The organism is Labrys sp. 22185 (assembly GCF_052045555.1).
Classification (GTDB): Bacteria; Pseudomonadota; Alphaproteobacteria; order Rhizobiales; family Labraceae; genus Labrys; species Labrys neptuniae.
In genome coordinates, this window is the sequence record NZ_JBQEPH010000001.1 from 58,079 (window position 1) to 83,676 (window position 25,598).

Annotated in this window: 21 protein-coding genes; 4 read left to right on the forward strand and 17 right to left on the reverse strand. The window is 64.7% G+C overall.

The window, feature by feature from the left end:
- Positions 1–39: 39 nt before the first annotated feature.
- The 10 genes from glcF to ACTJKX_RS00325 all read right to left on the reverse strand — a co-directional run bounded on the left by glcF (position 40) and on the right by ACTJKX_RS00325 (position 11,352).
- Positions 40–1,335, reverse strand: a complete 1,296-nt coding sequence (glcF, locus tag ACTJKX_RS00280) for a glycolate oxidase subunit GlcF (RefSeq protein WP_440723994.1) — start codon at positions 1,333–1,335, stop codon at positions 40–42.
- A 135-nt stretch (positions 1,336–1,470) separates the two neighbouring features.
- A complete protein-coding gene (gene glcE, locus ACTJKX_RS00285; protein WP_440723995.1) occupies positions 1,471–2,646 on the reverse strand; it encodes a glycolate oxidase subunit GlcE in 1,176 nt (391 codons plus the stop codon).
- On the reverse strand, positions 2,643–4,109 hold the full coding sequence (locus ACTJKX_RS00290; RefSeq protein WP_440723996.1) for an FAD-linked oxidase C-terminal domain-containing protein: 1,467 nt from the start codon (positions 4,107–4,109) through the stop codon (positions 2,643–2,645). Before ACTJKX_RS00290 ends, glcE begins: the two co-directional genes overlap by 4 nt.
- Positions 4,110–4,330: 221 nt before the next feature.
- A complete protein-coding gene (locus tag ACTJKX_RS00295) occupies positions 4,331–5,044 on the reverse strand; it encodes a type 1 glutamine amidotransferase (RefSeq protein WP_440723997.1) in 714 nt (237 codons plus the stop codon).
- Between the two features lie 90 nt (positions 5,045–5,134).
- A complete protein-coding gene (locus tag ACTJKX_RS00300) occupies positions 5,135–5,791 on the reverse strand; it encodes a hypothetical protein (RefSeq protein WP_440723998.1) in 657 nt (218 codons plus the stop codon).
- Between the two features lie 74 nt (positions 5,792–5,865).
- On the reverse strand, positions 5,866–6,747 hold the full coding sequence (gene copD, locus ACTJKX_RS00305) for a copper homeostasis membrane protein CopD (protein ID WP_394310550.1): 882 nt from the start codon (positions 6,745–6,747) through the stop codon (positions 5,866–5,868).
- The gene (copC, locus tag ACTJKX_RS00310) at positions 6,747–7,136 is read right to left on the reverse strand and encodes a copper homeostasis periplasmic binding protein CopC (protein ID WP_440723999.1); all 390 of its coding nucleotides are present in this window, start codon (positions 7,134–7,136) and stop codon (positions 6,747–6,749) included. Before copC ends, copD begins: the two co-directional genes overlap by 1 nt.
- A gap of 85 nt (positions 7,137–7,221) precedes the next feature.
- Positions 7,222–8,592: a PepSY-associated TM helix domain-containing protein gene (locus tag ACTJKX_RS00315; RefSeq protein ID WP_440724000.1), complete on the reverse strand. Its 1,371-nt coding sequence runs from the start codon at positions 8,590–8,592 to the stop codon at positions 7,222–7,224.
- An 88-nt stretch (positions 8,593–8,680) separates the two neighbouring features.
- Positions 8,681–9,082 carry a DUF2946 family protein gene (locus ACTJKX_RS00320; RefSeq protein ID WP_440724001.1) on the reverse strand — a complete coding sequence of 134 codons (402 nt, stop codon included), beginning with the start codon at positions 9,080–9,082 and terminating at the stop codon, positions 8,681–8,683.
- Between the two features lie 158 nt (positions 9,083–9,240).
- Positions 9,241–11,352, reverse strand: a complete 2,112-nt coding sequence (locus ACTJKX_RS00325) for an acetoacetate--CoA ligase (protein ID WP_440724002.1) — start codon at positions 11,350–11,352, stop codon at positions 9,241–9,243.
- A 253-nt stretch (positions 11,353–11,605) separates the two neighbouring features.
- Between ACTJKX_RS00325 and ACTJKX_RS00330 the strand changes: the two genes are divergently transcribed.
- A complete protein-coding gene (locus ACTJKX_RS00330; protein ID WP_394310542.1) occupies positions 11,606–12,280 on the forward strand; it encodes a hypothetical protein in 675 nt (224 codons plus the stop codon).
- Between the two features lie 278 nt (positions 12,281–12,558).
- Positions 12,559–14,424 (forward strand): AsmA family protein, encoded by a 1,866-nt coding sequence (locus tag ACTJKX_RS00335; RefSeq protein ID WP_440724003.1) that lies wholly within the window; start codon positions 12,559–12,561, stop codon positions 14,422–14,424.
- An 8-nt stretch (positions 14,425–14,432) separates the two neighbouring features.
- Here the strand turns inward: ACTJKX_RS00335 and ACTJKX_RS00340 are convergent, their stop codons facing one another.
- The 7 genes from ACTJKX_RS00340 to ACTJKX_RS00370 all read right to left on the reverse strand — a co-directional run bounded on the left by ACTJKX_RS00340 (position 14,433) and on the right by ACTJKX_RS00370 (position 22,274).
- Positions 14,433–15,338: a carbohydrate ABC transporter permease gene (locus ACTJKX_RS00340; RefSeq protein ID WP_440724004.1), complete on the reverse strand. Its 906-nt coding sequence runs from the start codon at positions 15,336–15,338 to the stop codon at positions 14,433–14,435.
- Between the two features lie 63 nt (positions 15,339–15,401).
- On the reverse strand, positions 15,402–16,697 hold the full coding sequence (locus tag ACTJKX_RS00345; RefSeq protein ID WP_394310539.1) for an extracellular solute-binding protein: 1,296 nt from the start codon (positions 16,695–16,697) through the stop codon (positions 15,402–15,404).
- 73 nt (positions 16,698–16,770) lie between these two features.
- Positions 16,771–17,604, reverse strand: a complete 834-nt coding sequence (locus ACTJKX_RS00350; protein WP_367624278.1) for a carbohydrate ABC transporter permease — start codon at positions 17,602–17,604, stop codon at positions 16,771–16,773.
- Positions 17,601–18,749, reverse strand: coding sequence for an ABC transporter ATP-binding protein (locus ACTJKX_RS00355; protein WP_440724005.1), 1,149 nt, complete (start codon positions 18,747–18,749; stop codon positions 17,601–17,603). Before ACTJKX_RS00355 ends, ACTJKX_RS00350 begins: the two co-directional genes overlap by 4 nt.
- A 574-nt stretch (positions 18,750–19,323) precedes the next feature.
- Positions 19,324–20,142 carry an ABC transporter permease subunit gene (locus tag ACTJKX_RS00360; protein WP_440724006.1) on the reverse strand — a complete coding sequence of 273 codons (819 nt, stop codon included), beginning with the start codon at positions 20,140–20,142 and terminating at the stop codon, positions 19,324–19,326.
- Positions 20,139–21,077: an ABC transporter permease subunit gene (locus ACTJKX_RS00365; RefSeq protein WP_311942457.1), complete on the reverse strand. Its 939-nt coding sequence runs from the start codon at positions 21,075–21,077 to the stop codon at positions 20,139–20,141. Before ACTJKX_RS00365 ends, ACTJKX_RS00360 begins: the two co-directional genes overlap by 4 nt.
- 9 nt (positions 21,078–21,086) lie before the next feature.
- Positions 21,087–22,274 carry an ABC transporter ATP-binding protein gene (locus ACTJKX_RS00370; protein WP_367624277.1) on the reverse strand — a complete coding sequence of 396 codons (1,188 nt, stop codon included), beginning with the start codon at positions 22,272–22,274 and terminating at the stop codon, positions 21,087–21,089.
- Positions 22,275–22,743: 469 nt separating this feature from the next.
- Here ACTJKX_RS00370 and ACTJKX_RS00375 point away from each other — a divergent pair, with 469 nt between their 5' ends.
- Complete coding sequence (locus ACTJKX_RS00375) at positions 22,744–24,177, forward strand: glutamine synthetase family protein (RefSeq protein WP_311944755.1); 1,434 nt, start codon at positions 22,744–22,746, stop codon at positions 24,175–24,177.
- Positions 24,178–24,269: 92 nt separating this feature from the next.
- Entirely contained in the window at positions 24,270–25,559 is a 1,290-nt protein-coding gene (locus tag ACTJKX_RS00380; protein WP_440724007.1) for an NAD(P)/FAD-dependent oxidoreductase, read from the forward strand.
- Positions 25,560–25,598: the final 39 nt, after the last annotated feature.

Here is a 25,598-nt window from a genome sequence, read left to right on the forward strand (position 1 = left end):
GGAAAGGAAGAGCAGGCGAGACGCCTGCGATCCCAGGGGTCACAATCCTCTCGGTTTTGGCCCTCCTGTCGCCCAATCCAGGAGTTCCACGGTATGCACGATCGGCGTCGTGGTCCCCTGCGCCAGTTGCGTCATGCAGCCGATATTGCCGGCGGCAATGATCTGCGGCCTGGTGGCAGCGATGTTGCCGAGCTTGCGCTCGCGCAGGCGCTCGGAAATCTCGGGCTGCAGCATGTTATAGGTGCCGGCCGAGCCGCAGCACAGATGGGCTTCCGCCGCCTCCTTCACCACGAAGCCGGCCTGCTTGAGCAATGTCTTGGGCGCTGTCTTGATCTGCTGGCCGTGCTGCAGCGAACAGGCCGCGTGATAGGTTACGTTCTGCCCGGTCTCGACCGTCACCGGCAGGGCCGGCAGGGTCTCCAGATATTCGCTGATGTCCTTGGCGATGGCCGAGACGGCGGCGGCCTTCTGCGCATAGGCGGGATCGCCGCGCAGCATGAAACCGTAATCCTTGATGGTGGTGCCGCAGCCCGACGTGGTGATCAGGATGGCGTCGAGACCTTTGGCCATCTCGGCGGTCCAGGCGTCGATATTCGCCTTGGCATAGGCGAGGGCGTCCTTCTCCTTGCCCATGTGGTGGACGAGAGCGCCGCAGCAGCCTTCGCCCTTGGGCAGCACCACCTCGATGCCATGGCGATTGAGCAGGCGGATCGCGGCCTCGTTGATGCCGGGGGCGAGTTCGGCCTGGGCGCAGCCGGTGAGGAGCGCGACGCGGCCTTTCCTGGCTGTCTTCGGCACGAAACTGCCGGGGTGCGTGGCGGAGGATGCGGAGGGCAGCGAGGCCGGGGCCAGGGCCAGCATGGCAGCGAGACGCTTGCCCTGCGGCAGCCTGGCTGCGAGGCCCGCGAAGGGACGGCCGAGCCGCGCCAGCGCCATGCTCCAGCGAAAGGCCCGGCGGTTGGGCAAGACCTTGGCCATCAGCGTGCGCAGCAGGGCTTCGCTGGCCGGGCGGCGATAGGTCTTGTCGATATGGGCTCGCGCATGGTCGACCAGATGCATGTAGTTGACGCCCGAGGGGCAGGTCGTCATGCAGGACAGGCAGGACAGGCAGCGGTCGACATGCTTGACCACCTCGGCGGTGGCCGGCTTGCCGCCTTCCAGCATGTCCTTGATCAGGTAGATGCGCCCGCGCGGGGAATCGAGCTCGTCGCCGAGCAGTACATAGGTCGGGCAGGTTGCCGTGCAGAAGCCGCAATGCACGCAGGTGCGCAGGATCTGCTCCGATTCCTTCGTATGCGGGTCGGCGAGCTGGGCCGGGGAGAAATTCGTCTGCATGCGTTGATCCGGTCCAGTTATGCCGTCATTGCGAGCGCAGCGAAGCAATCCACGGGCCTGCAAGCACCATATCCGGGGCTGCTGGATTGCTTCGCTGCGCTTGCAATGACGCGATACAGATTGTGTTTTTGCTACTCATCCCAGCCGCCCGGTATTGAGGATGTTGGCAGGGTCGAAGGCCTGCTTCACCCTGGCGCTCAGGGCGGCGAGCGGCCCCTCCTGGGCGCCGAAATGGAAGGAACCGGCCCGGAAATCGGCGCTGGCCTTGATCAGCATGGCATGGCCGCCCTCGGTCTTGGTGGCCGAGACGATCGCCTTGGCGAATTCCGCCGTCTCGGGCGCCAGCAACCAGATCAGGCCGCCGCCCCAATCGTAGAACAGCTTGATCTCGCCGAGCCAGCGCAGCGAGGCGCCTAGGGCGGCAGCCTTGGAGGGAGCCACCGAAAGACGCCAGATCATGCCGTCCTGCTGGGCCAGCGGCGCGACGTCGGCGATGTCGAACCAGAAGCTGCGGCAATCCTGCTGCTCGAGCACGGCATGGTCGCCGAAGCGCTTGAGCAGGCTGCCGAGCCGTTCCTGCCGATAGGCGATCGAGCTTTCGAAATTTTCGAGACGCAGCACCGTAAGAGCCGTACCGGAGGCGAGATCGGCCGGTACATGCGCGGCTGCCGAAACCTCGAAGGGGCTGCCGAGGCCCGAGGACATCAGAGCGATGGCTTGGCCATCGTCGAGGCCCTGCCAGACCAGGCTGGTGCTGGCCTCGGGCTTGGGCAGCACCTTGAAGATCGCTTCGGTGAGGATGCCGAGCGTGCCCCAGGAGCCCGCCATCAACTTGGTCAGGTCGTAGCCGGTGACGTTCTTCATCACCCGACCGCCATTCTTGACGGTCTCGCCCTTGCCGTTGACGAAGCGCACGCCGATCAGGCTGTCGCGGCAGGCACCGGTGACGATCCGGCGCGGCCCGGAGAGATTGGCGGCGACCAGGCCTCCGACCGTGGGCTCATTCGGGGCGGTATCGAGTAGCCGCCGCCAGTCGCCCGGCTCGAAGGGCAGCATCTGGCCGCGGGCGTCGAGTGTCGCTGTAAGCTCCGCCAGCGAGGTGCCGGCCCGGGCGCCGATCACCATCTCGGCCGGTTCATAGAGCGTGATGCCGGTAAGGCCCCGCGTTTCCAGGATGGCGGAGGCATCCACGGGCCTGCCGATGCCGGCCTTCGAGCCGCCGCCGGTCACGGCGAGCGGGATCTTGTTCCGAAAGGCTTCGGTAACGATGCCGGCCATTTCCGCTTCGCTGGTAGGGGAGAACACCGTCATGCCGCCCAGCCTCCAGGCCGCATGTCGAGCGGGAAGACCTTGGCTGGGTTGAGCAGCCATTTCGGATCGAAGGCGAGCTTGAGGTCGCGCTGCTGGTCGAGATCGATCTGGTCGAACTGCTCGCGCATCAGGTCGCGCTTCTCGATGCCGACGCCGTGCTCGCCGGTCAGGCAGCCGCCGGCCTCCACGCAGAGCCGCAGGATGTCGAAGCCGCAGGCCTCGGCCTTCTCGCGCTGGTCGGCATCGTTGACGTTGTAGAGCACCAGGGGGTGCAGATTGCCGTCGCCGGCATGGAAGACGTTGGCGACGCGCAGACCGTGGCTTTCGGTGATCTCGTCGATGCGCTTGAGCACCATCGGCAACTGGCCGGTCGGAATGGTGCCGTCCATGCAGATATAGTCGGCGATGCGGCCGGTGGCGCCGAAAGCCGATTTGCGACCCTTCCAGATCGCCGCGCTCTCGGCCTCCGATTTGGAGATCTTGATGGTGGTGGCGCCGTGCTGGCGCGCCATGGTGGAGATCAGGCCGAGCAGGTGGTCGATCTCGGCGTCCGAGCCTTCGACCTCGATGATCAGCATGGCGCCGGCGTCGAGCGGATAGCCGGCATGGGCAAAGCCCTCGGTGATTTCGATGGCGAGCTTGTCCATATATTCGATGGCGACGGGAATGATGCCGGAGGCGATGATGGCGGCCACGCAGCGCCCGGCCTCCTCGGGGGTGGCGAAGCCCACCAGCATCGGGCGGGCGCCCTCGGCCATCGGCAGGATGCGCACCACCGCCTCGGTGACGATGCCGAACTGACCTTCCGAGCCAATGACGATGCCGAGCAGGTCATAGCCGTCGGCATCCATGGCGTCGCCGCCGATGTCGAGGATCTCCCCCGCCATGGTCACCAGCCTGACGCCGAGAATGTTGTTGGTGGTGACGCCGTATTTCAGGCAATGCGCGCCGCCCGAATTCATGGCGATGTTGCCGGCAATCGTGCAGGCGAGCTGGCTGGAGGGATCGGGCGCATAGAAGAAGCTCTCATGCGCCACGGCGCCGGAGATGCCGAGATTGGTGATGCCCGCCTGCACGCGTGCCAGCCGGTCCTCGAAACGCAGTTCCAGCACCTTGCTCATCTTGGAGAGGCCGACGACCACGGCGTCTGCCTGGGGCAAGGCGCCGCCGGCGAGCGAGGTACCGGCACCGCGCGGGATGACGGGAACGCCCTCCTGGTTGAGGAATTTCAGGATCGCCGCCACTTCCTCGGTGGTCTCGGGCAGCACCACGGCAAGCGGCACTGCGCGATAGGCGGTGAACGCATCGGTCTCATAGGCGCGGCGCTCGTCCTCGCTGACGATCAGGTTCGCCGCAGGCACCAGCCCGGCCAGCCCGTCGACGATCGCCTGCCGCCGCGCCATGATGGCGGGATCGGGCGGCGGCATCGGAATGCCGGTGGTCGATGGGGTGCCTTCAGGCATGGTCGGTTTCCTCCTGCAGCGCCGAATCCGGCACCGCGCCGATGCATTCAGCCTCACCAGAGCAAAGCGCGTTCAAGCGTGAACGCTTATTTGCTCTAACTCCTTGTTCCAACGCGTCTTTGCGATTCGAAGTGCCTCCTTCAAATCACAAAACGCTATAGGGGCCATTTTTACGGCCTCAAGGTAGTAATCATGCATGTCCTATTGAATTTTTGCCGCCATTATCGCGCGAGCCGCATGAAATTTCGATAGACAATGGCGGCGTTGGCCTCGAAGCCTTCGGCATGAGCCGCGATGTCGGCCTGCAGGCGCTCCATGGCGCCTTCGCCATTGGTGCGCTCCAGGGCGGTCCTGTATTCGGGCACACAGCCCCATTGCTGCACGGCGGCGTTCTCGGCCTCGACATGATATTGCATGCCCCAGGCACGCGGCGCGACACGGATGGCCTGAACCGGGCAGCGCGGTGAAGAGGCCAGCACTTCGGCGCCCTCCGGTGGCTGGGCCACGCGTACCGAATGCCATTGCAGGGCCCGAAAGCGCGGGGCGAGCCCTTCGAACAGCGGATCAGTCTGGCCGGCTTGCGTCACATCGACATCGAAGACGCCGACTTCCGGTGGGATCTGCGGCCCGCAGGTGCCACCGAGCGCATCGGCCAGGAGCTGATGGCCGAGGCAGATGCCGAGATAGGGCTTGTCGAGCTGGCGCACCCAATGGCGGATGATGCGCTTTTCCTCCACCAGCCAGGGAAACTGGTCGACGTCCCACACATCCATGGCGCCGCCCATGACCCAGAGCGCGTCATAGGGGTCGAGTGCGGGGATGGTACCGCCCTCGTCGAGTTCGACCGCGTCCCATTCGACACCGTCGCGGGCGAAGAAGGAACGGAAAATACCGGGATGCTCGGAAGCGAGATGCTGGAGGACGAGAATACGCATGGCGGGATGAAAGCCGTCGAAAATCGAATGGTCAGACCATCCGACAGGCAATCACCGCTTCGTGCAAGCCCTATTGTCGCCCGCAAACCCTCATCCGGCTGGCAGGGGACCCGAAACGGGCGCGGTGCGTCGCCGCAGGCCAAGCCAGACGGCACCGCCGATCAGAAAGGCAAGGCCGCCGAAGGTCGCCAGGCTTGGCGGATGTCCCGGCACCTCGCTCCAGCGTGGCGAGACCACGTCGGCGGTGTTGAACGCCTCGCCGCTGAAGCGGCAAAGCACCAGCGAGGCATTGTTCCTGACCATGTCGAGCCCGACCTTGTCGACCAGGGCACGCACCTCCGCGCGATCTCCGCGGGTCTGCCGGAGCTCGAGCAGCAGGGCCTGCGTGCCGGCGAGATAGGCATGGCTGCACTCGTTGAAGGGGCTCTCCTCGTCCTTCAGGCTACCCGGCACCAGGCCGCGGAAGCAGAAGAAATATTGCCAGTCGACGAAGGCGCGCAGCCGGCGCGCGGTCTCGTCGAGCCCGGTCTGGCGGTCGGCGAGGGCAAGGATGTCGGGCATGTTGGCGGCGATCACCGCCATCTGGCCATGGGTGAGGTTGGGGATCGGAATGCCCGCTCCCGTACCGTCGCCGTCCGAGGCCTGGCGATGGGCGAAGGCGGAATTCGCCAGCAGGACCAGCAGCAGCGCACCGACGAGGCGGCCCGCCAAGCCGAACACCCTGCCATCTGTGCTTCTGCCCGTCATGCCATCCCACCTTTGATCGCCCCTGCTTCGGAGAGCACCTCTCCGGCGAGGCAAACCGTGATATGGCCTGCCTGTCAAGTCGGCTGGATCATGCCGAACAGGCTGACGAGGACGAGCACGCCGGCTCCGAGCAGCAATTCTGTGACGGTGAGACGGCCCAGCAGCCGCAGCGACCTCGTCCGTGCCAGGCGGATGCGGGGGACGAGGAAGTAGCGGTTGGTCAGGGCGAGGGCGGTCATGACGCCGACGAGGCCGATCTTGGCTGCGAGCAGGGCCTGGTAAGGCGAAGACCAATCCGCCGGCGGGTGCCCGAGCACGAAGGCCGTGTTGGCGATGCCGGTGACGACCACGAGCGAGACGGCGACATGGCCGGCGGTCGAAAAGCGACGCAAGGCCTGGCCGGCGCTGGCAGAAGGGGGCACATTTCCGAGCATGGCCAGGCAGGGCAGAAGCGGGATGAGGGCGCCGAGCCAGGCGCCTGCGGCCAGCAAATGGAGCATGTGATTGCCCCTCTGCAGCAGGCCGGACCAGCCGCTCAGCATGGCGGCATGGCCGGTCAGGGCCAGGCTGGCGAGCAGCAGGCCTGAACAGCAGGCGATGGCCGTCAGGCGGTGCTCGCCGAGAAGGAACGCCGCCGGCAGGCATACCGCAAAGGCCAGTCGCCATTGCCAGGCCCGGCCGAAGCTGCTGTCGGTCAGCACCGAGGCCAGCAGGGACGGATCGAGCGTGTCGGCCCAGCCATCACCGATCTCGCCGGTCTTCAGCATGAGCCAGGCCAGGGTGGTCGTGGCGGCGAGGCTTGCCGCCACCATCAGCAAAAGTCGCAACCGCGCCTCGAGCCGGCCAGCCAGCTCCTTCGGCGCCAGCACGGCGAGAAAGGCGCTGGCGCCGAACAGGACCATCGCTGCGGCATAGTGCAGGAAGCGACAGGCCTGGAGGGCGGTTTCGAGATCCATCAGGGTTTCACATCGAAGGAATAGCTGCCCTTGACCTTGTGGCCGTCCTTGGAGAGGACATGCCACTGCACCGTATATTTGCCAGGTGCGAGCTTGGCCGTGACCGGCACGGAGAGGCTGGCCTCGTCATTGCCGGCATGGGCGGTATCGCCGGTCGCGATAGCCTTCTGGTCGGGGTCTGTCAGGCTGACGCCCGAGAATTTGAGATCGACGCCTTCGCTGAAATGCAGCTCCAGCGTTGCAGGCGCCGCGACCGCGCTGTCGCCGGCCGGGGCCGAGGATTTCAGATGGGCATGGGCGAGGGCCGCGCCGGTCGCTCCGAGGCCGAGGGCCAGGGCGAATGTGAGGGACGAGACCTTGCGGGTGATGGACATGATTGGAACCTTCATGGATTGCTCCGCCCGGATCGGCGGAAGGAAAGGAAATGGCGGATTGGCCGAGGCGGGGGCCGCCTCGAATCCAGGGTGCTCGCCGTCAGGCAAAGGCGCGGCGCAGAGGCGGCACGGTGCGGATGACCAGGAGATCCAGTGCCACCATCGCGACGATGGCAAGGCCGGTGATCGGGAAAGCGAGCCCGACGGCGATGGCGACGATCCACAGGCCGCGATAGACGCGTGGATCGCCGGGATAGGGCGGCACGCCGAGCCTGCCGCTCGGGCGGCGCTTCCACCACATCATCACGCCGGAGACGCTGGCGAGGATGATGGCCAGGCAGGTCGCCAGCATCACCAGCTGGTTGGCGAGGCCCCATTGCTGGCCCTGATGCACGTTGATGCCGAATTCGATCGCCTTGGCGACGCCGCCGAAATCCGCGAATTTGAGATCGACGATCGGTTTGCCCGAATATTGGTCGATATGGATGGTGCGTTCCTTGGCGAGTTCATCCGGAAAGATTGCCGCGGTGTAGACGCCGTCTTGCTCGGCCGGCAGCGCCATTTCGAAGCCGGGCGCGATGCCGAGACCGTGGGCGACGGCAACCGCGCGGTCGAGCCCGATCGCATGGGTGTAGGGCTGGGCCGACTGGGGCACCGGCGAATTCTCCACCGTCCAGCCGGCCTTGCCGACGACGTCCTGCAGCGGCACGGTGGAACTCGGCGTCTCGTCCCAGAGCTGGGTGGGATAGCCCAGGCCCGCCTGCGTCGCGAAGCCATTGAGCTGCTTGCCCCAGAAGCCGGCCCAGGGCAGGCCGCTCACCGCCAGGAAGAAGATCACCAGCCCGGCGAAGGCGCCGGTGACGGCATGGAGGTCACGCCACCATACCCGGCGTGCCGGCGTGCCGCGGACAGTCACCACGCCGCCGCTCTGGCCGCGGGGCCACCACAAATAGATCCCGGTGATCACCAGGATGAGGGCGAAGCCGCCGACGGCCTCGATCAACCGGTTGGTCAAGGTGCCAAACAGCTCCAGGCTGTGGATCTTCTTGATCAGCCACATCGGCTCGCGATCGGCGCGCACGGTGTCGAGCACCGCGCCGCTATAGGGGTCGAGGTAGACGTAATGTTTGCCGCTGTCGTCCTTGTAGGTGACCTTGGCCGAGGATGTGGCGTCGGCAGGTTCGGCATAGGCGGTTGCGGCGGCCTCGGGCCGGCCGTCGAGGGCCCTGTCGACCAGCTCTTCCGGCGAGAAGGCCGGCGTGCCGGGATTGGCGACGACGGTTCGATAGGCAAAGAGCGTGTGGTTGATCTCGTCCTTGAACAGATAGAGCGAGCCGGTGACGGCCAGCAGGATCATGAAGGGGACGCAAAGGAGGCCGGCATAGAAATGCCAGCGCCAGATCGCGCGCTGCAGCGACAGGCGCGTGGGCGGAGCGACGGCGAGGGCGTCCGCGCCGTGGGAGATGGTCATGGCTGTGTCCTGAGTTGCCGTCCGCCTGCTCGCAACAGGAAGCTGCGGGCGGCGTCAGGCGGAAAACAAAAGGGGAGTCGTTCTCAGGTCATGCCATGGGCGGTCCGCGCGGCTGGGCGGCCACGCGATGGAGGGATGGCGGGATGCGGGTGTCCGCCGCCCAGGGGGCCAGGGCAGCCACCACGGGCAGGCGCCGCGGCAGGTCGATGCCGGCGGGTGAGGCCGGACCGCCGAAGCCGGGGCAGAGGATGCAGCACTCGGCCTCATGACCACGATGGTCTGCGGGTGGGCCCGATCCCGCATCGGTGATGCCCATGCCGTTGCCGGCACAGACGATTTCGAGTGCGGCGAGGTTGCGGTCGAGCGTATCGGCACGCAATTGCGGCGCCATCAGCACGCCCATCAGCAGGGTGTTGACGAGCAGCGCATAGACGGCAAGGGCCGTGATGGCGGCCCTCGTGATGTCCCTGCCTATGCGCAAAACCTGCACCGTCGCTGTTTCCTGATGTGTCCTGTCAAGGCGCGCCGGGGATGGCTACCGGCGCGATGATCATCTTGTCATTGCCGGGCTGGACCCGGCAAGAAACAACATTGTCGCGATTTTGGAGCCGCCGATGCGATCGGCCCGGGAAGCGGCGGGCCTCTTGCTCAATCCTTCAGTGCCGGCAGGTTCTTGTAGAGGGCCAGCGCCTCGGGATTGGCCAGGGCCTCCTGGTTCTTGACGCTGCGGCCGGCGACGATGTCGCGCACGGCAAGCTCGGTGATCTTGCCGGACTTGGTGCGGGGAATGTCGGCAACGGCGATGATCTTGGCCGGCACGTGGCGCGGCGAGGCGCCGGTGCGGATCTGGCGCTTGATGCGGTCGACGAGGGCGTCGTCCAGGGTCACGCCTTCGCGCAGGCGTACGAACAGCACGATGCGCACGTCACCTTCCCAATCCTGGCCGATGGCGAGCGATTCCAGCACGTCCGGAATCTTCTCGACCTGGGCGTAGAGTTCGGCGGTGCCGATGCGTACCCCGCCCGGATTGAGCGTGGCATCGGAGCGGCCATGGATGATCAGCCCGCCATGGCGGGTCCATTCGGCAAAATCGCCATGGTGCCAGACATTGTCGAAGCGTTCGAAATAGGCGGCCCGGTATTTGTGGCCCCCTTCATCGTTCCAGAACTTCACCGGCATGGAGGGGAAGGGGCGGGTGCACACCAGCTCGCCCTTTTCTTCGCGCACGCTCTGGCCATCGTCGTTCCAGACGTCGACTGCCATGCCGAGGCCCGCCGCCTGGATCTCGCCCGACCAGACCGGCGAGGTGGGATCGCCCAGCACGAAGCAGGAGACGATATCGGTGCCGCCCGAGATGGAGGCGAGATGGAGATCGGCCTTCACGTCCTCATAGACCCAGCGGAAGCCTTCCGGCGACAGGGGCGAGCCGGTCGAGGTCATCAGCCGCAGCGAGGACAGGTCATGGCTCTCGCGCGGCGTCAGCCCGGCCTTGTGGGCCGCATCGATATATTTGGCCGAGGTGCCGAACATCACGCCCTTTTCGCGCGTGACGAAATCGAACAGCACGCCGGCTTCGGGATGGAAGGGCGAACCGTCATAGAGCAGCAGCGTCTCGCCATTGGCCAGGCCCGCGATCAGCCAGTTCCACATCATCCAGCCGCAGGTGGTGAAGTAGAAGCTGCGCTCGCCCGGCCGCAGGTCGCATTGCAGGCGGTGTTCCTTGACCAGTTGCAGGAGCGTGCCGCCGGCCCCGTGCACGATGCATTTGGGAACGCCGGTAGTGCCGGAGGAATAGAGGATGAACAAAGGCTGGTTGAAGGGCAGCGCCTCGAACGTCACCGGCTTGGCCCGGTAGGGCGCGGTGAGGATCGCCAGCGTGGTGCCTTCCGGGATCTTGGCGGCCACCGCCTCGGCCTCGCCGAGATAGGGCACGATCACCGTCTTGCAGCCGAGCTCGGCGGCGATGGCGATCACCTTGGGGCCGTTGTCGATGCGCTTGCCGGCATACCAGTAGCCGTCGATGGCGAAGAACAGCTTGGGCGCGATCTGGCCGAAGCGGTCCAGGACGCCGCGCTCGCCGAAATCGGGCGAGCAGGACGAGAAGATCGCGCCGATCGAGGCGGCGGCCAGCATGATCGCCACCGTCTCCGGCCGGTTGGGCATCATCGCGGCGACGCGATCGCCCACCTGCACGCCTTCGGCGCGCATCGCCTGCTGCAGCCGCGAGACGAGGTCGGTGAGTTCGCGCCAGCTCAAGGTGAGGCTGGCCTTGTCCTCGCCCTGGAAGATCAAGGCGGGCTCGTCGTCGCTGCGCGGCAGCAGGTTCTCGGCGAAGTTCAGCCTGGCGTCCGGAAAGAAACGGGCCTGGAGCATGTTGTCGAGATCGCTGGCGAGACGCTCGCCTTTCTCGCCCTTGATGCCGCTGTCGTCCCAGATCAGGTTCCAGAAGTCGGCAGCGCTTTCGACCGACCAGCGGTGCAGGTCGGCATAGGTCTTGAGGGCGAGGCCGTGGCGGGCGTTCGCAGCCGCGATGAAGGCTGCGACCTGCGTTCCCGCGACACGCTCGGGCGAGGGTACCCATAACGGCTTGTCGTCGGCCGGCTCGGCAGCGGCTTCGGTGGCATCCGCCAGCGCCTCGTCGGACACGGGCGTGACTGTCTTGCGGTCCTTGGCGGTCTTGCCGGTGGTTCCCTTGGCAGTGCTTCCCTTGGCAGTGCTTCCCTTGGCAGTGGCTTCCTGGGCAGTGGTTTCCTTGGCCATGTCCTCGGCTGTTTCCCTTTGCTTCGGCGCTTTCCTTTGCAGAGTTTCCGGCATTGCCGCATCGCTCTTCGCAACTGCAGTATGACGATTTCGCGCTCTAAGGAAGAGGGTAATGCACCAACCCGTCTCAGCCGGGATCCGGGCTTCGGTTCGAAAGCGGTCGGTCATCCGGACGATCGCGGTCCTTGGAAAGGCTGAAGCCTTTGCCGCCGTCCTGCTATAAGACCGTCGCGTGCGTGAGGGAGCGGGGGTGATGGAGATCTGGACGGAACTCGACAGCTTGGTGACGGCGGAGGGCGACCGGATCGCCTTGCGCCGGCGCGGCGGTCTCTTCGACATCCGCTTCAACGGTTGGGAATTGATGTCGAACCATGATCCCCGCTCGGAGATCGTGCTGGCGAGAACCGTCTGCCGCCATCTGGATGCGCAAGCCCCGCGTATCCTGATCGGCGGCCTCGGCATGGGCTATACGCTGAGGGCGACGCTCGACGCCGCTGGCCCGCAGGCGCGCATCCTGGTCAGCGAACTCCTGCCCGAGATCGTCGCCTGGAACCGGGGTGTGCTCGCTCCGCTCGCCGGTCATCCGCTGGCCGACCCCCGCGTTGAGGTCCGCACCGGCAGCGTCGCCGAGATCATCGCCGCCGAGCCCGGCGGCTTCGACGCCATCCTGCTCGATACCGACAATGGCCCCGATTATGTCGTGCACGCGCCGAACCACTGGCTCTATTCGGGCGAGGGAATTGCCCGCATTATCAGCGCCCTCGCACCGGGAGGTGTCGCCGGCCTGTGGTCGGCCACCCAGTCGGAAGCCTTCGAGGCCAATCTGGCTGCTTCTGCGCTGCCCTGGAGGCGCGAACGAGTGTCGCTCGGGGAGCCGGGACAGGAGCCGTTTCATATGGTCTATCTGATCGGGGTGCCCGCAGGATAGAACCGAGCGGTTTCACGGAAGGTCGGCGCGCCGGCCTCTTCCGGCTTTCTTAACCATGATGGTCCATGATAGGGGACTGGAGGCACGCGATTGTATCGTACCCGTCATGGCCGGCGACCGCCGCTTTTCCCGCATGGCGGCTTTGCCACAACCAAGCCTCGCTTTTACCATGATGGACTGCCATTTATAATGGATCGAGTTTGTGATTCAGCTCCGTCGCCCGGGCGCATGGCAGAGGTCACTAACCACCTTTTGATCGAGCGAGGCGCGGAAACGGCATGAAGCGTATTGGGCTATCCCTGGCCGCTATCGCTGCTGCGCTCATTGCACTGGTGCTCACCGTGCCATGGCTGACGCCGGAAAGCGTGCTACGCGATACCTTTACCCGCGAGATCGTTGCCCTGACCGGCCGGACGCCCGTCATCGAGGGGCAGGTGCATCTGGCCTGGGCACCGTTGCCGACGCTGATGATCGAGAAGGTCACCATTCCCGCCGCCGAAGGCCTGCCGCCGCTGCTGGTGGCCGACAAGATGCAGGGGACGCTACGCCTGGCGTCTCTGGTGATCGGGCGCATCGAGATATCGGGCCTGATGCTCAAGCGCGCCAGCATCGGCCTCACCGCGGGCAAGAACGGTATACGCTCGTGGGACTTCAAGGAGGGCGTGCTGGCCGAGGCCGCCGCCGGGCGCTTCGACAAGCCGATGCCGGTCAAGACCATCCGCCTTGTCGATGGCACCATCCGCTATGACGACAGCGCGCTCGGCCGGGCCACCTCCGTTTCGGTCGACGACGTCACGTTCGCCTGGGCTGGTCGCAGCGACGCAATGTCGGCGGCCGGCGTGATCAATTGGCGCAACCGCGAGGCCGAGATTGCCGTCGCACTCGCCGATCCCGCCAGCCTGATCGCAGGCGGCAAGTCGGATATGCGGGCGCGTATCAAGGGGGATACGCTCAACCTTGCTACCAGCGGTACGCTGGATGGGGCGGGGCGGCTGGACGGCAAGGTCTCGGCCAGCGGCACTTCGCTGCGCGATACGCTGCGCTGGTTCGGATTCGGCCTGCCGGCCGGGCGCAGTCTCGCCGCTTATGACCTGCAGTCGCCCCTGACGCTCGATCACAGTGCCATTTCCCTCAACGAGGTGCAGCTCTCGCTCGACGGCAACGAGGCCGAAGGCTCGCTCACCGTCGAATTCGGCAAGGAGCGTCCCAAGGTCAGCGGCACGCTTGCCGCCGATACGCTCGACCTCAGCGCCTATTCCAATGAACTTCAGCTCGCCGATGGCCGGCCGCGCAAATGGCGTGCCGATCATATCAGCATCAACAGCCTGCTGGTCAGCGACCTCGATCTGCGTATTTCGGCCGGCGAGACCACCATCGACAAGGTCCGTCTCGGCCGTGCCGCGGCAACGGTGTCAACCCGCAACGGCCAGCTCGAGCTCGCCCTCGGCGAGGCTGTCGCCTATGGCGGCACGCTCAAGGGCAATATCGCGCTCAAGCCTTCCGACAAGATGACCGAACTCGCCGCGGCGGCCAGCTTCGAAGGCGTCGATATGGGCAGCGCGCTCGGCGATCTATTCGGTTTCCGGCGCCTGGAAGGAACCGGCACGGGCACGATGGCTGTGAACGGTACCGGCGCCTCCATCGCCGAGCTGTCGCGCTCGTTGCAGGGGAGGGCAGACATCAGCGTCGCCGGCGGTTCCCTGGTCGGCATCGACCTTGCCAGCCTGATGCAGAAGATCGAGCGGCGGCCGCTCTCGGCCCGCTTTGAATCCTCCTATGGCGGCCGTACCACCTTCGACCTCGCCAAGGCCAGCTTCAAGATCGCAGATGGCATGGCCAAGACCGCCGATTGCCGCATGGAGAACGGCTCCCTTTCGGTTTCGCTGACGGGGGATGCCAATATCGCCCTGCGCAGCCTCGACATGGCGGGGGTGGCCAATTGGAGCGACGCCGATGCCGCCAATCCCTTCCGCCTGCCCTTCCGCGTCTATGGGGGCTGGGAGGTGCCGGTGGTCGAGCCCGATACCGAGGCCCTGATCCGCCGTTCGGGTGCCGCTGCTCCGCTGCTGCGCAGCTTTATCCGGCCGGGCCGTGACGTCACACAGGAAACTGGCAAGACGCCGCCGGCCTCGGCGGCACAGTAGGAACAGGGTCAGCGCCCGCCCTCGCTGGCCTGCGAGCGCTCCAGCACGGCAAAGAAGATCACCGTGAGGGCGAGCACGATCACCAGGAGCACGAAGGCCGCTGCCGCTCCCTCGTTGAGCGACAGGCCGAGAAAGGCCCGGCGATAGGCGAAGAAACTAAGCACCTCCGTGGCGTTGCCCGGCCCCCCCTTGGTGAGCACATAGGGCAGGTCATAGGTGCGGAATTCGTTGATCAGCTGGATGATGACGGTGATGGCCGCTACCGGCCGCAGCATCGGCAGGGTGATGTAGAAGAACTGCTGCCAGGCCCTCGCGCCGTCGACCTCGGCGGCCTCGTAGGGGTCGCGCGGCAGGGCGGCAAGGCCAGCGGCCAGGATCAGCACTACGAAGGACATCTGCTGCCAGATGTCGATGGCCGCCATCGTCCACAGTGCCATGCCCGGTGTGCCCAGCCAGTCGAGCCGGGGCAGACCGAAGCTTTCCATCAGATGGTTGGCGATGCCGAGATTGGGCTGCAGCAGCATGCGCCAGATCAGGGCGACCGAGATCGGCGACATCGCCATCGGAATGGTGAGGATGGCGAAATAGACCGGCTTCATGTGCACGGTGCGGTTGAGCATCAGGGCGATGCCGAGCCCGATCACGAACTCGCCGATCACGGTGATGGCCGAATAGCGAACCGTGAGCCAGAGCGCATTCCAGAACAGCGGATCGGCCAGCATCGACGCGAAGTTCTTGAAGCCGACCAGCGGCATCAGGCTGGGCTTGATCAGCGTCATCGACGAGATCGACAGGATGCAGGCATAGACCAGCGGAAAACCCATCACGATGGCGAGCAGCAAGAGGCCGGGCAGGGCAAACGCCCATCCGATCCGCCATTCCCGGCTGCGTCCAGCCAATCCCATCATGCTCATCTGTCGCACCGTTCGGTCAATTGGGCAGAACCGGCGCGGCTCGAAGGCCGCGCCGGGGCAGGGTCACTTGTCGAGCAGTTGTTGCAAGCCGTCGGAGGCTGCCTTCAGCGCCGCTTCGGATGTCGCCTGGCCGCCGGCCGCAAGCGAGAGCTGCGTGCCGAGCACGTCTTCGTACTGGGCCGAATAGGTGAAGATCGGGAAGGACTTGCCGCTTGCCACCACGGACTCGGCCGTCTGGTAGAAGGGGTATTTCTTCAGCACGTCGGCATCCTTGTAGACGTCGGAGCGCACAGGGGCGTGGCCCTGCAGGGCCCGCTTCACCGAGACCTCCTTGCTCTGCACCCACTGGATGAAGGTCCAGGCCGCTTCCTGCTCTTCCGGCGTGGTGTTCTTAGGAATGCCCCAGCCCCAGCCCCCGCTCTCGCCATGGCCGCCGGGCATCACCGCAAGGCCGACCTTGCCGGCAACCGTCGGGCATTTGGCGGCATCGTCCATCTGCGGCAGCATCCACCAATAGGTCACCATCGAGAAGGCCGCGCCCGAGCACATCAGCCGCATGGTGTCGTCGAGCGTGGCCGAGGTCGCGCCTTGCTGCGCGCCGTTCTGGATGTTGTCGACATAGAGGTCGAGCGCCTTCTTGGCTTCCGGCGTGTTCAGGCTGGCCTTTCCGGCGGTATCGCGATAGGCCCCGCCCGCCGAGAACAGGTAGTTGGAAAATTCCATGCTGTTGGGATCGCCGCGCTGGCCCTGCATCGCCGCGCCGGCGACCTTGGCGTTGGCCTTCATGAATTTGGAGATCGCGACGTAGTCTTCCAGCGAGGTCGGCAAGGCGAGCTCCTTGCCGGTGGCGCTCTTATAGGCCGCCTTCAGCTTCTCGTCGGCGAGAAGATCCTTTCGATAGAGCAGGCCCATCGAATAATTGTACATGGGTACCAGGTTGAGCTTGTCCTGGCTGCCGCCGAGCAACTCGATGGTGGAGGGGATGAAGGCTCCGAGGTCGTATTTGCTCTTCTCGACCAGGGGCTTGAGGTCCACCAGCCAGTTCGCAGCCGGGAATTCGCCGGCCCAGAGGAAGTCGACTTCGAGCAGGTTGTAGTAGCTTTGCGGCCCGGTGAGCTGGGCCACCAGCTTGTCGTGCATATCGGGATAGCCGATCTTCTCGAACTCGACCTTGATGCCGGTCTTCTGCTCGAATTCCGGCAGCAGCGCCTCGATGATCTTGGTCTCCGGCACGTCTTCCATCAAGGCGCGCAGGGTGACGGTCTCGGCGGCGGCCGACGACAGCGATGCCCCCAGCAGCATCGCCGCGCCGGCAGCCGCCAGCAGGGTCGTCTTCAGGCGGTTCTCGTTCCAGATCATGGCTCTATCCCTCTCTCTGTAATGTGCGGCCATCCTTATTTGAGATTTGGCCGCCGCTCTCCGTGTTGCCGGTCTATTTGACGCTACCGAAAGTCAGGCCCTGGACGATGAAGCGCTGGATGAAGCGCGAGGCGATCACCAGAGGCAGGATGGCGAGGATGACGCCGGCCGAGACCTTGGCGATCTGCACGCCGTTGGAGGTCTGCAGCGCGGCGAGCGCCACCGGTATGGTTGCCGTGGTCGGGCCGCTCAGCACCAGGGCGAACAGGAATTCGTTCCAGGCCAGGATGAAGCCGAGCACGCCGGCGGCGGCGATGCCGGGCAGCGACACCGGCAGCACGATGCGCCAGAACGCGCCCCAGGCGGTGGCACCATCGGTCATGGCGGCCCATTCGAGATCAACAGGCACGCCCTCGAAGAAGCCCATCAGGATCCAGGTCAGGAAGGGCAGGTTGAGGGCAGCATAGACGATGATCAGCCCGGTCAGCGAATTGGAGAGTTCCAGGCTGCGGAAGAGCGTGAAGGTCGGCAGTACCAGTGCTACCGGCGGTAGCATCTGGGTGGCCAGCACGATGAAGCGCGCCCAGCGCCCGCCAGTGCGGAAGCGGGCGAAGGCATAGCCGGTGGTCGCCGCGAAGGGCAGGGCGACCAGCACCGAACCGAGTGCCACGACGAGGCTGTTGAGATAGGAGCCGCCGAAGCGGCTGGAGATCAGCGCCGCATAATTCTCGGTGGTGAAGGCCGGCATCAGTTCGTTGCTGTAGGAGAGCTGCTCGGGCAGGAAGCTGGTCCTGAGTACCCAGAGCGGTGGCAGCAGGATGAGGGCGCAGACGAGGCAGAGGCCGAAATGCAGGCCGAAGCGCCGGCGGAAGGGAATGGTCTCACTGTCGCTGCGCATCGTCGTCATGCCCCTCCCGTCAGCGCCGGCCTGGCGATCACCTGCTCGGTTTCGGGATCGAACAGATGCATCGGCAGGGCGTCGACATAGAGCTCCACCGTTGAGCCGATCGGGGCGGTGAAGTTGCGCCCGAGCCGGGCCGCGATCTCCAGTGGCTTGTCCCCGGTCCCACCTTCTCCGGCGATCTGGCCGATCAGGATGTTCTCGGCGCCGAGGGCTTCGATGGCGACCACGCGGATCGTGATTTTCTGCCAGTCGGGATGCTGCCGAGTTTCGTAGAAGTCCTCTGCCCGGATGCCGAGGATCACCTGGCGGCCGGCCTGGCCGCCATAGGCGCCGTTGTGGCGCGCCGGCACGCTCAGTCTCGCGCCGACGTCGGTCACCACCACAAGGCCTTCCGCCGACGCGCTCTCCAGCCTGGCCGGAATGAGGTTCATGGGCGGGGTCGCCAGGAAGCGGGCGACGAAGGTGTTGGCTGGATTGGCGTAGACCTCGAGCGGGCGTCCGGCCTGGACCAGCCGGCCCTCGCGCATGATGCAGATGCGGTCGCCCATCGTCATCGCCTCGACCTGGTCATGGGTGACATGCACGATGGTACGGCCGAGGCGGCGATGGAGCTTGATCAGTTCGAGCCGCATCTCGGCCCGTAGCTGGGCATCGAGGTTGGAGAGCGGTTCGTCGAGCAGGAAGGCGGCGGGCTCGCGCACGATGGCCCGTCCCAGGGCGACGCGTTGGCGCTGACCGCCCGAAAGCGCGGCCGGCTTGCGGCCGAGCAGGTTCTGCAGGCCGAGCAACTGGGCGGCGTCGGCGATCTTGGCATCGATGGTGGTGGCGTCGACGCCGCGCATCTTCAGGCCGAAGGCCATGTTCTGGCGCACGCTCATATGCGGATAGAGGGCGTAGCTCTGGAACACCACGGCGATGTTGCGGTCGCGCGGAGCGACATGGGTCATGCTCTTGCCGCCGATACGCAAATCGCCGGAGGAAATACCTTCGAGCCCGGCGATCATGCGCAAGGTGGTCGACTTGCCGCAGCCGGACGGGCCGAGAAAAATGACGAACTCGCCGTCCGGAATCGTCAGGTCGACATCGCGTACGCCATAGGCGCCATTGGCGTAGAGCTTGGAGACGTGGTCGAGTTCGATGGACGCCATGGTGCTTCCTAGCGCGTTGCGAGAGGGGCAAGCGTCGTGATGCGGAAAAGAACAGAATCAAACATGATCAATAACTGTTTCCAACGCCAATGTTCAGTTTCCCCATGGCGATCAAACCCGTCATCTCTCGGCTGGACTGCGCCAATTCTGACAGAAAAGGCAATAACCACTGAGAAAATGACGGATATGATCGCTTTTTTCTGGTCCGGACTCGAATGCGCCTACGGAAAGGCGTGTCGATTCCGCTGATTGAGTGCCATGCTATTCAACAAAATATAACATCGCAAGAGCGATTGTGTTAGAAAATGTTTGATTGGAGTCGTTAATTGACAGGTGCCGACGCGGATCGAGCCAGAGCGTTTTGCGATTTGGTGGAATCACCAAGAATCGCAAAGACGCCTTAGCCAATCCTTTGGATTGGCTTGGGAACAAGGAGTTGGAGCACATAAGCGTTCACGCTTGAACGCGCTTTGCTCTAGGGATGGGCCACATGCCCGGAAGGGGCAAACGAGAAGGCCCCCGCCCCGTGGATGGGGCGAGGGCCTGAACCTCTCGGATAATGGGTTGGACGGGGTCAGCCGGCCGCGGCCAGCCTTTCCGCGCGCTCACGCTCCCTTTCGGCCCGGCTGGTATAGATGGCGGCGGCCACCACGCCGAGGGCGACCACGGCCAGCATCAGCGTGCAGGCGGCGTTGATTTCCGGCGTCACGCCGAGGCGGACGGAGGAATAGATGCGCATCGGCAGCGTGTTCCAGCCCGGACCCGAGGTGAAGCTGGCGAGCACGAGATCGTCCAGCGATAGGGTGAAGGCCAGCATCCAGCCCGAGATCACCGCCGGCGCAATGATCGGCAGTGTGATCAGGAAGAAGGCCTTGAAGGGATGGCAGCCCAGATCCAGGGCCGCCTCCTCGATGGAACGGTCGAAGCTGAGCAGGCGCGATTGCACCACCACGGTGACGAAGCACATGGTGAGCGTGACATGGGCGAGGGTGATGGTCCAGAAGCCGCGGTCGACGCCCATCGAGATGAAGAACAAGAGGAGCGACAGGCCGATGATGATCTCGGGCATCACCAGCGGCGCATAGACCATGGCCGAGAAGGTCATGCGGCCACGGAAGCGCCCCATGCGCACCAGGACCACGGCGGCGAGCGTGCCGAGTATGGTGGCGATGGTGGCCGAGACCGCGGCCACGATCAGGGTGATCTTGGCAGCGTTCATGAAGGCTTCGTCGTGGAAAAGTTCGGCATACCAGCGTGTCGACCAGCCGCCCCAGACCGTCACCAGCTTGGAGTCGTTGAAGGAGTAGATCACCAGGATCACGATCGGCAGATAGAGGAAGGCGAGGCCGAGGGCGACCGAGGTCATGTTGAACCAGGAAGAGCCTTGTTTCATCGGTCGGTCTCCAGCGCCTTGGCCTGGCTGTGCTGATAATAGGTGATCGGCACGACCAGGATGATCAGAAGGATCACGGCAACGGCAGAGGCCGCCGGCCAGTCGCGGTTCGAGAAGAACAGGTCCCACATCTGCTTGCCGATCATCAGCGTGGATGAGCCGCCGAGCAGGTCCGGGATGACGAACTCGCCCACGGCCGGGATGAAGCAGAGCATACAGCCGGCGATCACGCCGGGCAGGGAGAGCGGGAAGGTCACCAGCCAGAAGGCCTTGATCGGCTTGCAGCCGAGATCGGCAGCCGCTTCCAGCAGGGTGTGATCCATCTTCTCCAGGGTCGAATAGAGCGGCAGGATCATGAAGGGCAGATAGGAATAGACGATGCCGATGAAGATTGCCCAATTGGTGTTGAGGATCTGCAGGGGCTCGGAGATGATGCCGAGCTTGATCAGCACCAGGTTGAGCAGTCCTTCCGGCTTGAGAATGCCGATCCAGGCATAGACGCGGATCAGGAACGAGGTCCAGAACGGCAGGATCACCAGCATCAGCAGGGTCGGGCGGATGCTCTTGGGGGCGCGCGCCATGCCATAGGCGATGGGATAGCCGATGATCAGCAGAAGGATCGTCGAGACGAAGGCGATCGCCACGCTGGACAGGTAAGCCTTCAGATAGAGCGTATCGCCATCCTCGCCCCAGATGTTGAACATCGTCCAGTAATTGTCGAGGTTCAGCTCGGAAACGAAGCTGGCAATGCTCTGCCAGGTCCAATCGAAATCGAAGGTCGGCGTATAGGGCGGCTGTCCCAGCGCAGTCTGGCTGAGCGAGATTTTCAGCACCATCAGGAAGGGCAGGGCGAAGAAGATCGTCAGCCATAGATAGGGGATGGCGATCACTCCGGTGCGCCCGGAGAAGAAGCCCTTGCGGGTCTTGTCAGCCATGTCGCCCTCCTATTTGGTCAGGACGACGCCGGCATCCGGCGCAAAGCTGACATGGACCTTGTCTTCCCAGGTGATCGGGCGCTCGACGAAGCGGCTCATATTGGCTTGCGACACCCGGATGCGCTGGCCGGTGCCGGCAATGTCGACCAGGTAGTTGGTCCAGTCGCCGAGATAGCCGATGTCGAAGACCTCGCCTGCCAGCGAATTGCCGGGCGTCGCGGGCGGATCGAGCGAGATCCGCATCTTTTCGGGACGAATGGCGAGGAAGACGTTCTGGCCCACCGAGCAGGCCTCCGCACTGTCCACGCTGAAGCTCTGGCTGGCGTGGGAGGTTATGGTGAGGGAACTGCCGTTCTGCGAGGAAACCTTGCCCTCGAGGATGTTGATATTGCCGATGAAGTCGGCGACATAGCGGGAATTGGGCTGCTCGTAGATCTCACCGGGCGGAGCCACCTGTACCAGCTTGCCATGGTCCATCACGGCGATGCGGTCGGACATCGTCATCGCTTCTTCCTGGTCGTGCGTGACGATGACGAAGGTGATGCCGAGCTCGACTTGGATGTCCATCAGCTCGAACTGGGTTTCCTCGCGCAGTTTCTTGTCGAGGGCGCCGAGCGGCTCGTCGAGCAGCAGCACTTTGGGCTGCTTGGCGACGGCACGGGCGAGGGCGACGCGCTGCCGCTGGCCGCCCGAGAGCTGGTGCGGCTTGCGGGTGGCGAATTTCTCCAGCTTGACCAGTTTCAGCATCTGCCCGACGCGGGTCTCGATCTCGGCCTTGGGCATCTTGTCCATCTTCAGGCCGAAGGCGATGTTGTCAGCCACGCTCATATGCGGGAACAGGGCATAGGACTGGAACATCATGTTCACGGGCCGCTCATAGGGCGGCACGCCGGCGAGATCCTTTCCCGCCAGCGTGATGCGCCCGCTCGTCGGCTGCTCGAAGCCGGCCAGCATGCGCATCAAGGTGGTCTTGCCACAGCCCGATGGACCGAGCAGGGAGAAGAATTCGCGGGGGTGGATGTCGAGCGAAACCTCGTTCACTGCCACGAAATCGCCGAAGCGTTTGGTGACGTTCTCGAAGCGGATAAGGGGGACTTCCTTTGGATCGGCCCAGGGCTGGAATTTGCGGCGAACGCCCCCGATCGCCTTCTGCGACTTCACGGGCGCCGTGGCGCCGCCCCCGCCTGTATCAGACATGGTATCCCATCTGTTTGTGGTGATTGATTGCAGCCTAAACCGGGAAGTCGGCGGCGGTCTACAGGGGAAATGCGATTCCGAGCAAAAATGTGATCACATTTTTTGTGATCACATTTTTTGACCGTTCCGATTGACTTTTACATGCCGCTAAAGGCAGTGTGGCGCCAGCGTCGGTCCACCGATGCCTCTTTTGCGCGTCTTCCCCGATGCGCGGCGCGTGCGCCTCCGCCCTCCTAAACCAAGGGCCCGAACCGGAGGTTAGTCGCGTGATGGCTTCCTAGGCAGAGTTTCCCGGTAAGGCCCTCGGATGGGCCTTGCCGGGAAACTCTGCAAATATTTGATATCTTGCAGATTTCCCTCGATCGGGCCGCTGGCTCGATCGAGAGAAATCTGCCTGGTGGGCCGTCAAACAGGTCGCCGGCGCGTGTTTCGGGTCGCCGCTCCGCACTTCCTGCGGGGTGGAAGCCGCATGTGTGCGACGATGAGCAAAAAGAAGAAGTCAGACAAGCCCGAGCATTCTGGCGTGCCGGATATCGAATCCGCGCGTGGCATCTCCGGTGTGGAGAGCGCGAAGGATTGGTTCCGCGCCCGGGACATCGAGGAGATCGAATGCCTGGTTCCCGACCAGGGCGGGGTGGCCCGCGGCAAGATCATGCCGGTGTCGAAATTCCTGGCCTCGCCGGTGATGAACCTGCCGCTTTCGATCTTCTATCAGTGCATCACCGGCGAATATCCGGCCTATGACGGGCTGGTCGATGCCGTGGAAGCCGATACCGACATGTTCATGCAGCCGGATTGGTCGACCCTGACCGCCGTGCCCTGGGCGATGGATCCGACCGCCCAGGTCATCCACGACGCGATGACGCGTGACGGCCGTCCCGTCGAGCAGGCGCCGCGCCAGGTGTTGCGCCGTGTCCGCGAGCTTTATCGCAAGAAGGGCTGGCAGCCGGTGGTGGCGCCCGAGATCGAGTTCTATCTGGTCGAGCCCAACACCGATCCCGATTATCCGCTCAAACCGCCGATCGGCCGTTCGGGCCGCCCGGAACTCGGCCGGCAGGGCTATTCGATTTCGGCCGTCAACGAATTCGACGCCCTGTTCGAGGACATCTACAAATATTCCGAACATCAGGGCCTGGAGATCGACACGCTGATCCACGAGGACGGCGTGGCCCAGATGGAGATCAATCTGCGCCACGGCGACCCGCTGGAGCTGGCCGACCAGGTCTTCCTGTTCAAGCGCACCATCCGCGAGGCCTCGCTCCAGCACAAGATCTACGCCACCTTCATGGCCAAGCCCATGTCGGGGGAGCCCGGCTCGGCGCTGCATATCCACCAGTCGATCGTCGATGCCGAGAGCGGCCAGAACATCTTCTCCGATCCGGAGACCGGCGGCCCGACCCCGCTGTTCTTCTCCTTCCTGGCCGGCCAGCAGAAATATCTGCCGGCGATCATGTGCATGCTGGCACCCTATGTGAACTCCTATCGCCGGCTGACGCGCGATTCCATGGCGCCGATCAACGTGCAGTGGGGCTATGACAACCGCACGGCGGGCCTGCGCGTGCCGCCCTCGGGCCCCGACGCACGGCGCGTCGAGAACCGGGTGCCTTCCTCGGATGCCAATCCCTATCTCGCCATCGCCGCGAGCCTGGCCGCCGGCTATCTCGGCATGACCGAGGAACTGGAGGCGACGTCACCGATCGAATCGGATGCCAAGAACCGCGATTTCGAACTGCCGCAAAGCCTGCTCGAGGCGGTTGCGGAGATGGATGAGAGCGAGGAGATCCGGCAGGTGATGGGCTCGTCCTTCGTCACCGCCTATGCCGCGATCAAGCGCCAAGAATACGAGACCTTCATGAAGGTGATCAGCCCCTGGGAACGCGAGCATCTGCTCCTGAACGTCTAGCATGGCGGCGGGTCTTCGGACCCGCCTCTTCGCCGGAAATCGCCAAAGGCTGCTGGAAAGGCGGGTCTGAAGACCCCGCCCCCTGAGAGATCATGACCGACAACACCGGCCATCCGGCCAATTCCTATTACACCGCCACCGCAAACCGCCTGCCGGCCCAGCCTCGGCTTCTGGGCGAGGAACGCGCCGATGTCTGCATCGTCGGGGCCGGCTATACCGGGCTCGGTGCTGCGCTCGCCTTCGCCGAAAAAGGGCTGTCGGTCATCATGCTCGAGGCGGCCGAGATCGGCTCGGGGGCCTCGGGGCGCAATGGCGGCCAGGTTCATTCGGGCCAGCGCCGTGACCAGGACTATCTGGAGAAACTGGTCGGCCTGGACGGCGCCAAGGCGTTATGGCGCATGGCCGAGGACGCCAAGGCCCATCTCAAGGGCCTGATCTCCAGGCACCGGATCGCCTGCGACTACAAGCAGGGCATCCTGATCGCCGACCACAAGCCGAACTATGTGGCGATGTCGCATGCCTACGCGGAGAAGCTGAGGACCGTCTATGGCTACGACAAGGTCGAGGCGATCGGCAAGGCCGAACTGGATGCCGTCCTCGGCGCCAGCGGCTATTATGGCGGCTTCGTCGATCATGATGGCGGCCACCTGCACCCCCTGAACCTGGCGTTAGGGCTGGGGGCGGCGGCCCTTGATGCCGGGGTACGGATTTTCGAGCGCTCGCGAGCCGTCAGCTATCGGGCGGAGGACAGCAAGGCGGTAATCCGCACGGCGCAAGGCAGTGTTTCCGCCGACTGGCTGATCCTCGCCGGCGATGGCTATCTCTCGGGGCTAGACGCCCATACCGAGGCGCGGGTGATGCCGATCAACAATTTCATCCTGGCGACCGAGCCTTTCTCGGACAATGAAGCCAGGGCCTTGATCGCCAACGACTATGCCGTCGCCGACAGCCGCTTCGTGGTGAACTACTATCGCCTGTCGGCGGACCGGCGCCTGCTCTTCGGCGGCGGCGAGAACTATCGCTCGGGCTTTCCGTCGGACATGAAGGCCTTCGTGCGCAAGCGCATGCTCAAGGTCTTCCCGCAGCTCGAAAACAAGCGCATCGACTATGCCTGGGGTGGCACGCTCGGCATCACCACCACGCGCCTGCCCTTCGTGCGGCGGCTGGCGCCCAACGTGCTGACGGCCTCGGGTTATTCCGGGCAGGGCGTGATGCTTGCGCCCTATTTCGGCAAGATCCTGGCGGATGTCACCGCCGCGACCCTGGGCGAGTTCGATCGCCTCGCCGCCCTGCCGACGCCGCCCTTCCCGGGCGGGCGCCTGCTGCGCTGGCCGACTTTGGTCGCCGGCATGAGCTATTATGCGCTGAGAGACCGGCTCTAAACCCTTGCAAGGCGCGTTCAGGCGGGGGGGCGTATTTGA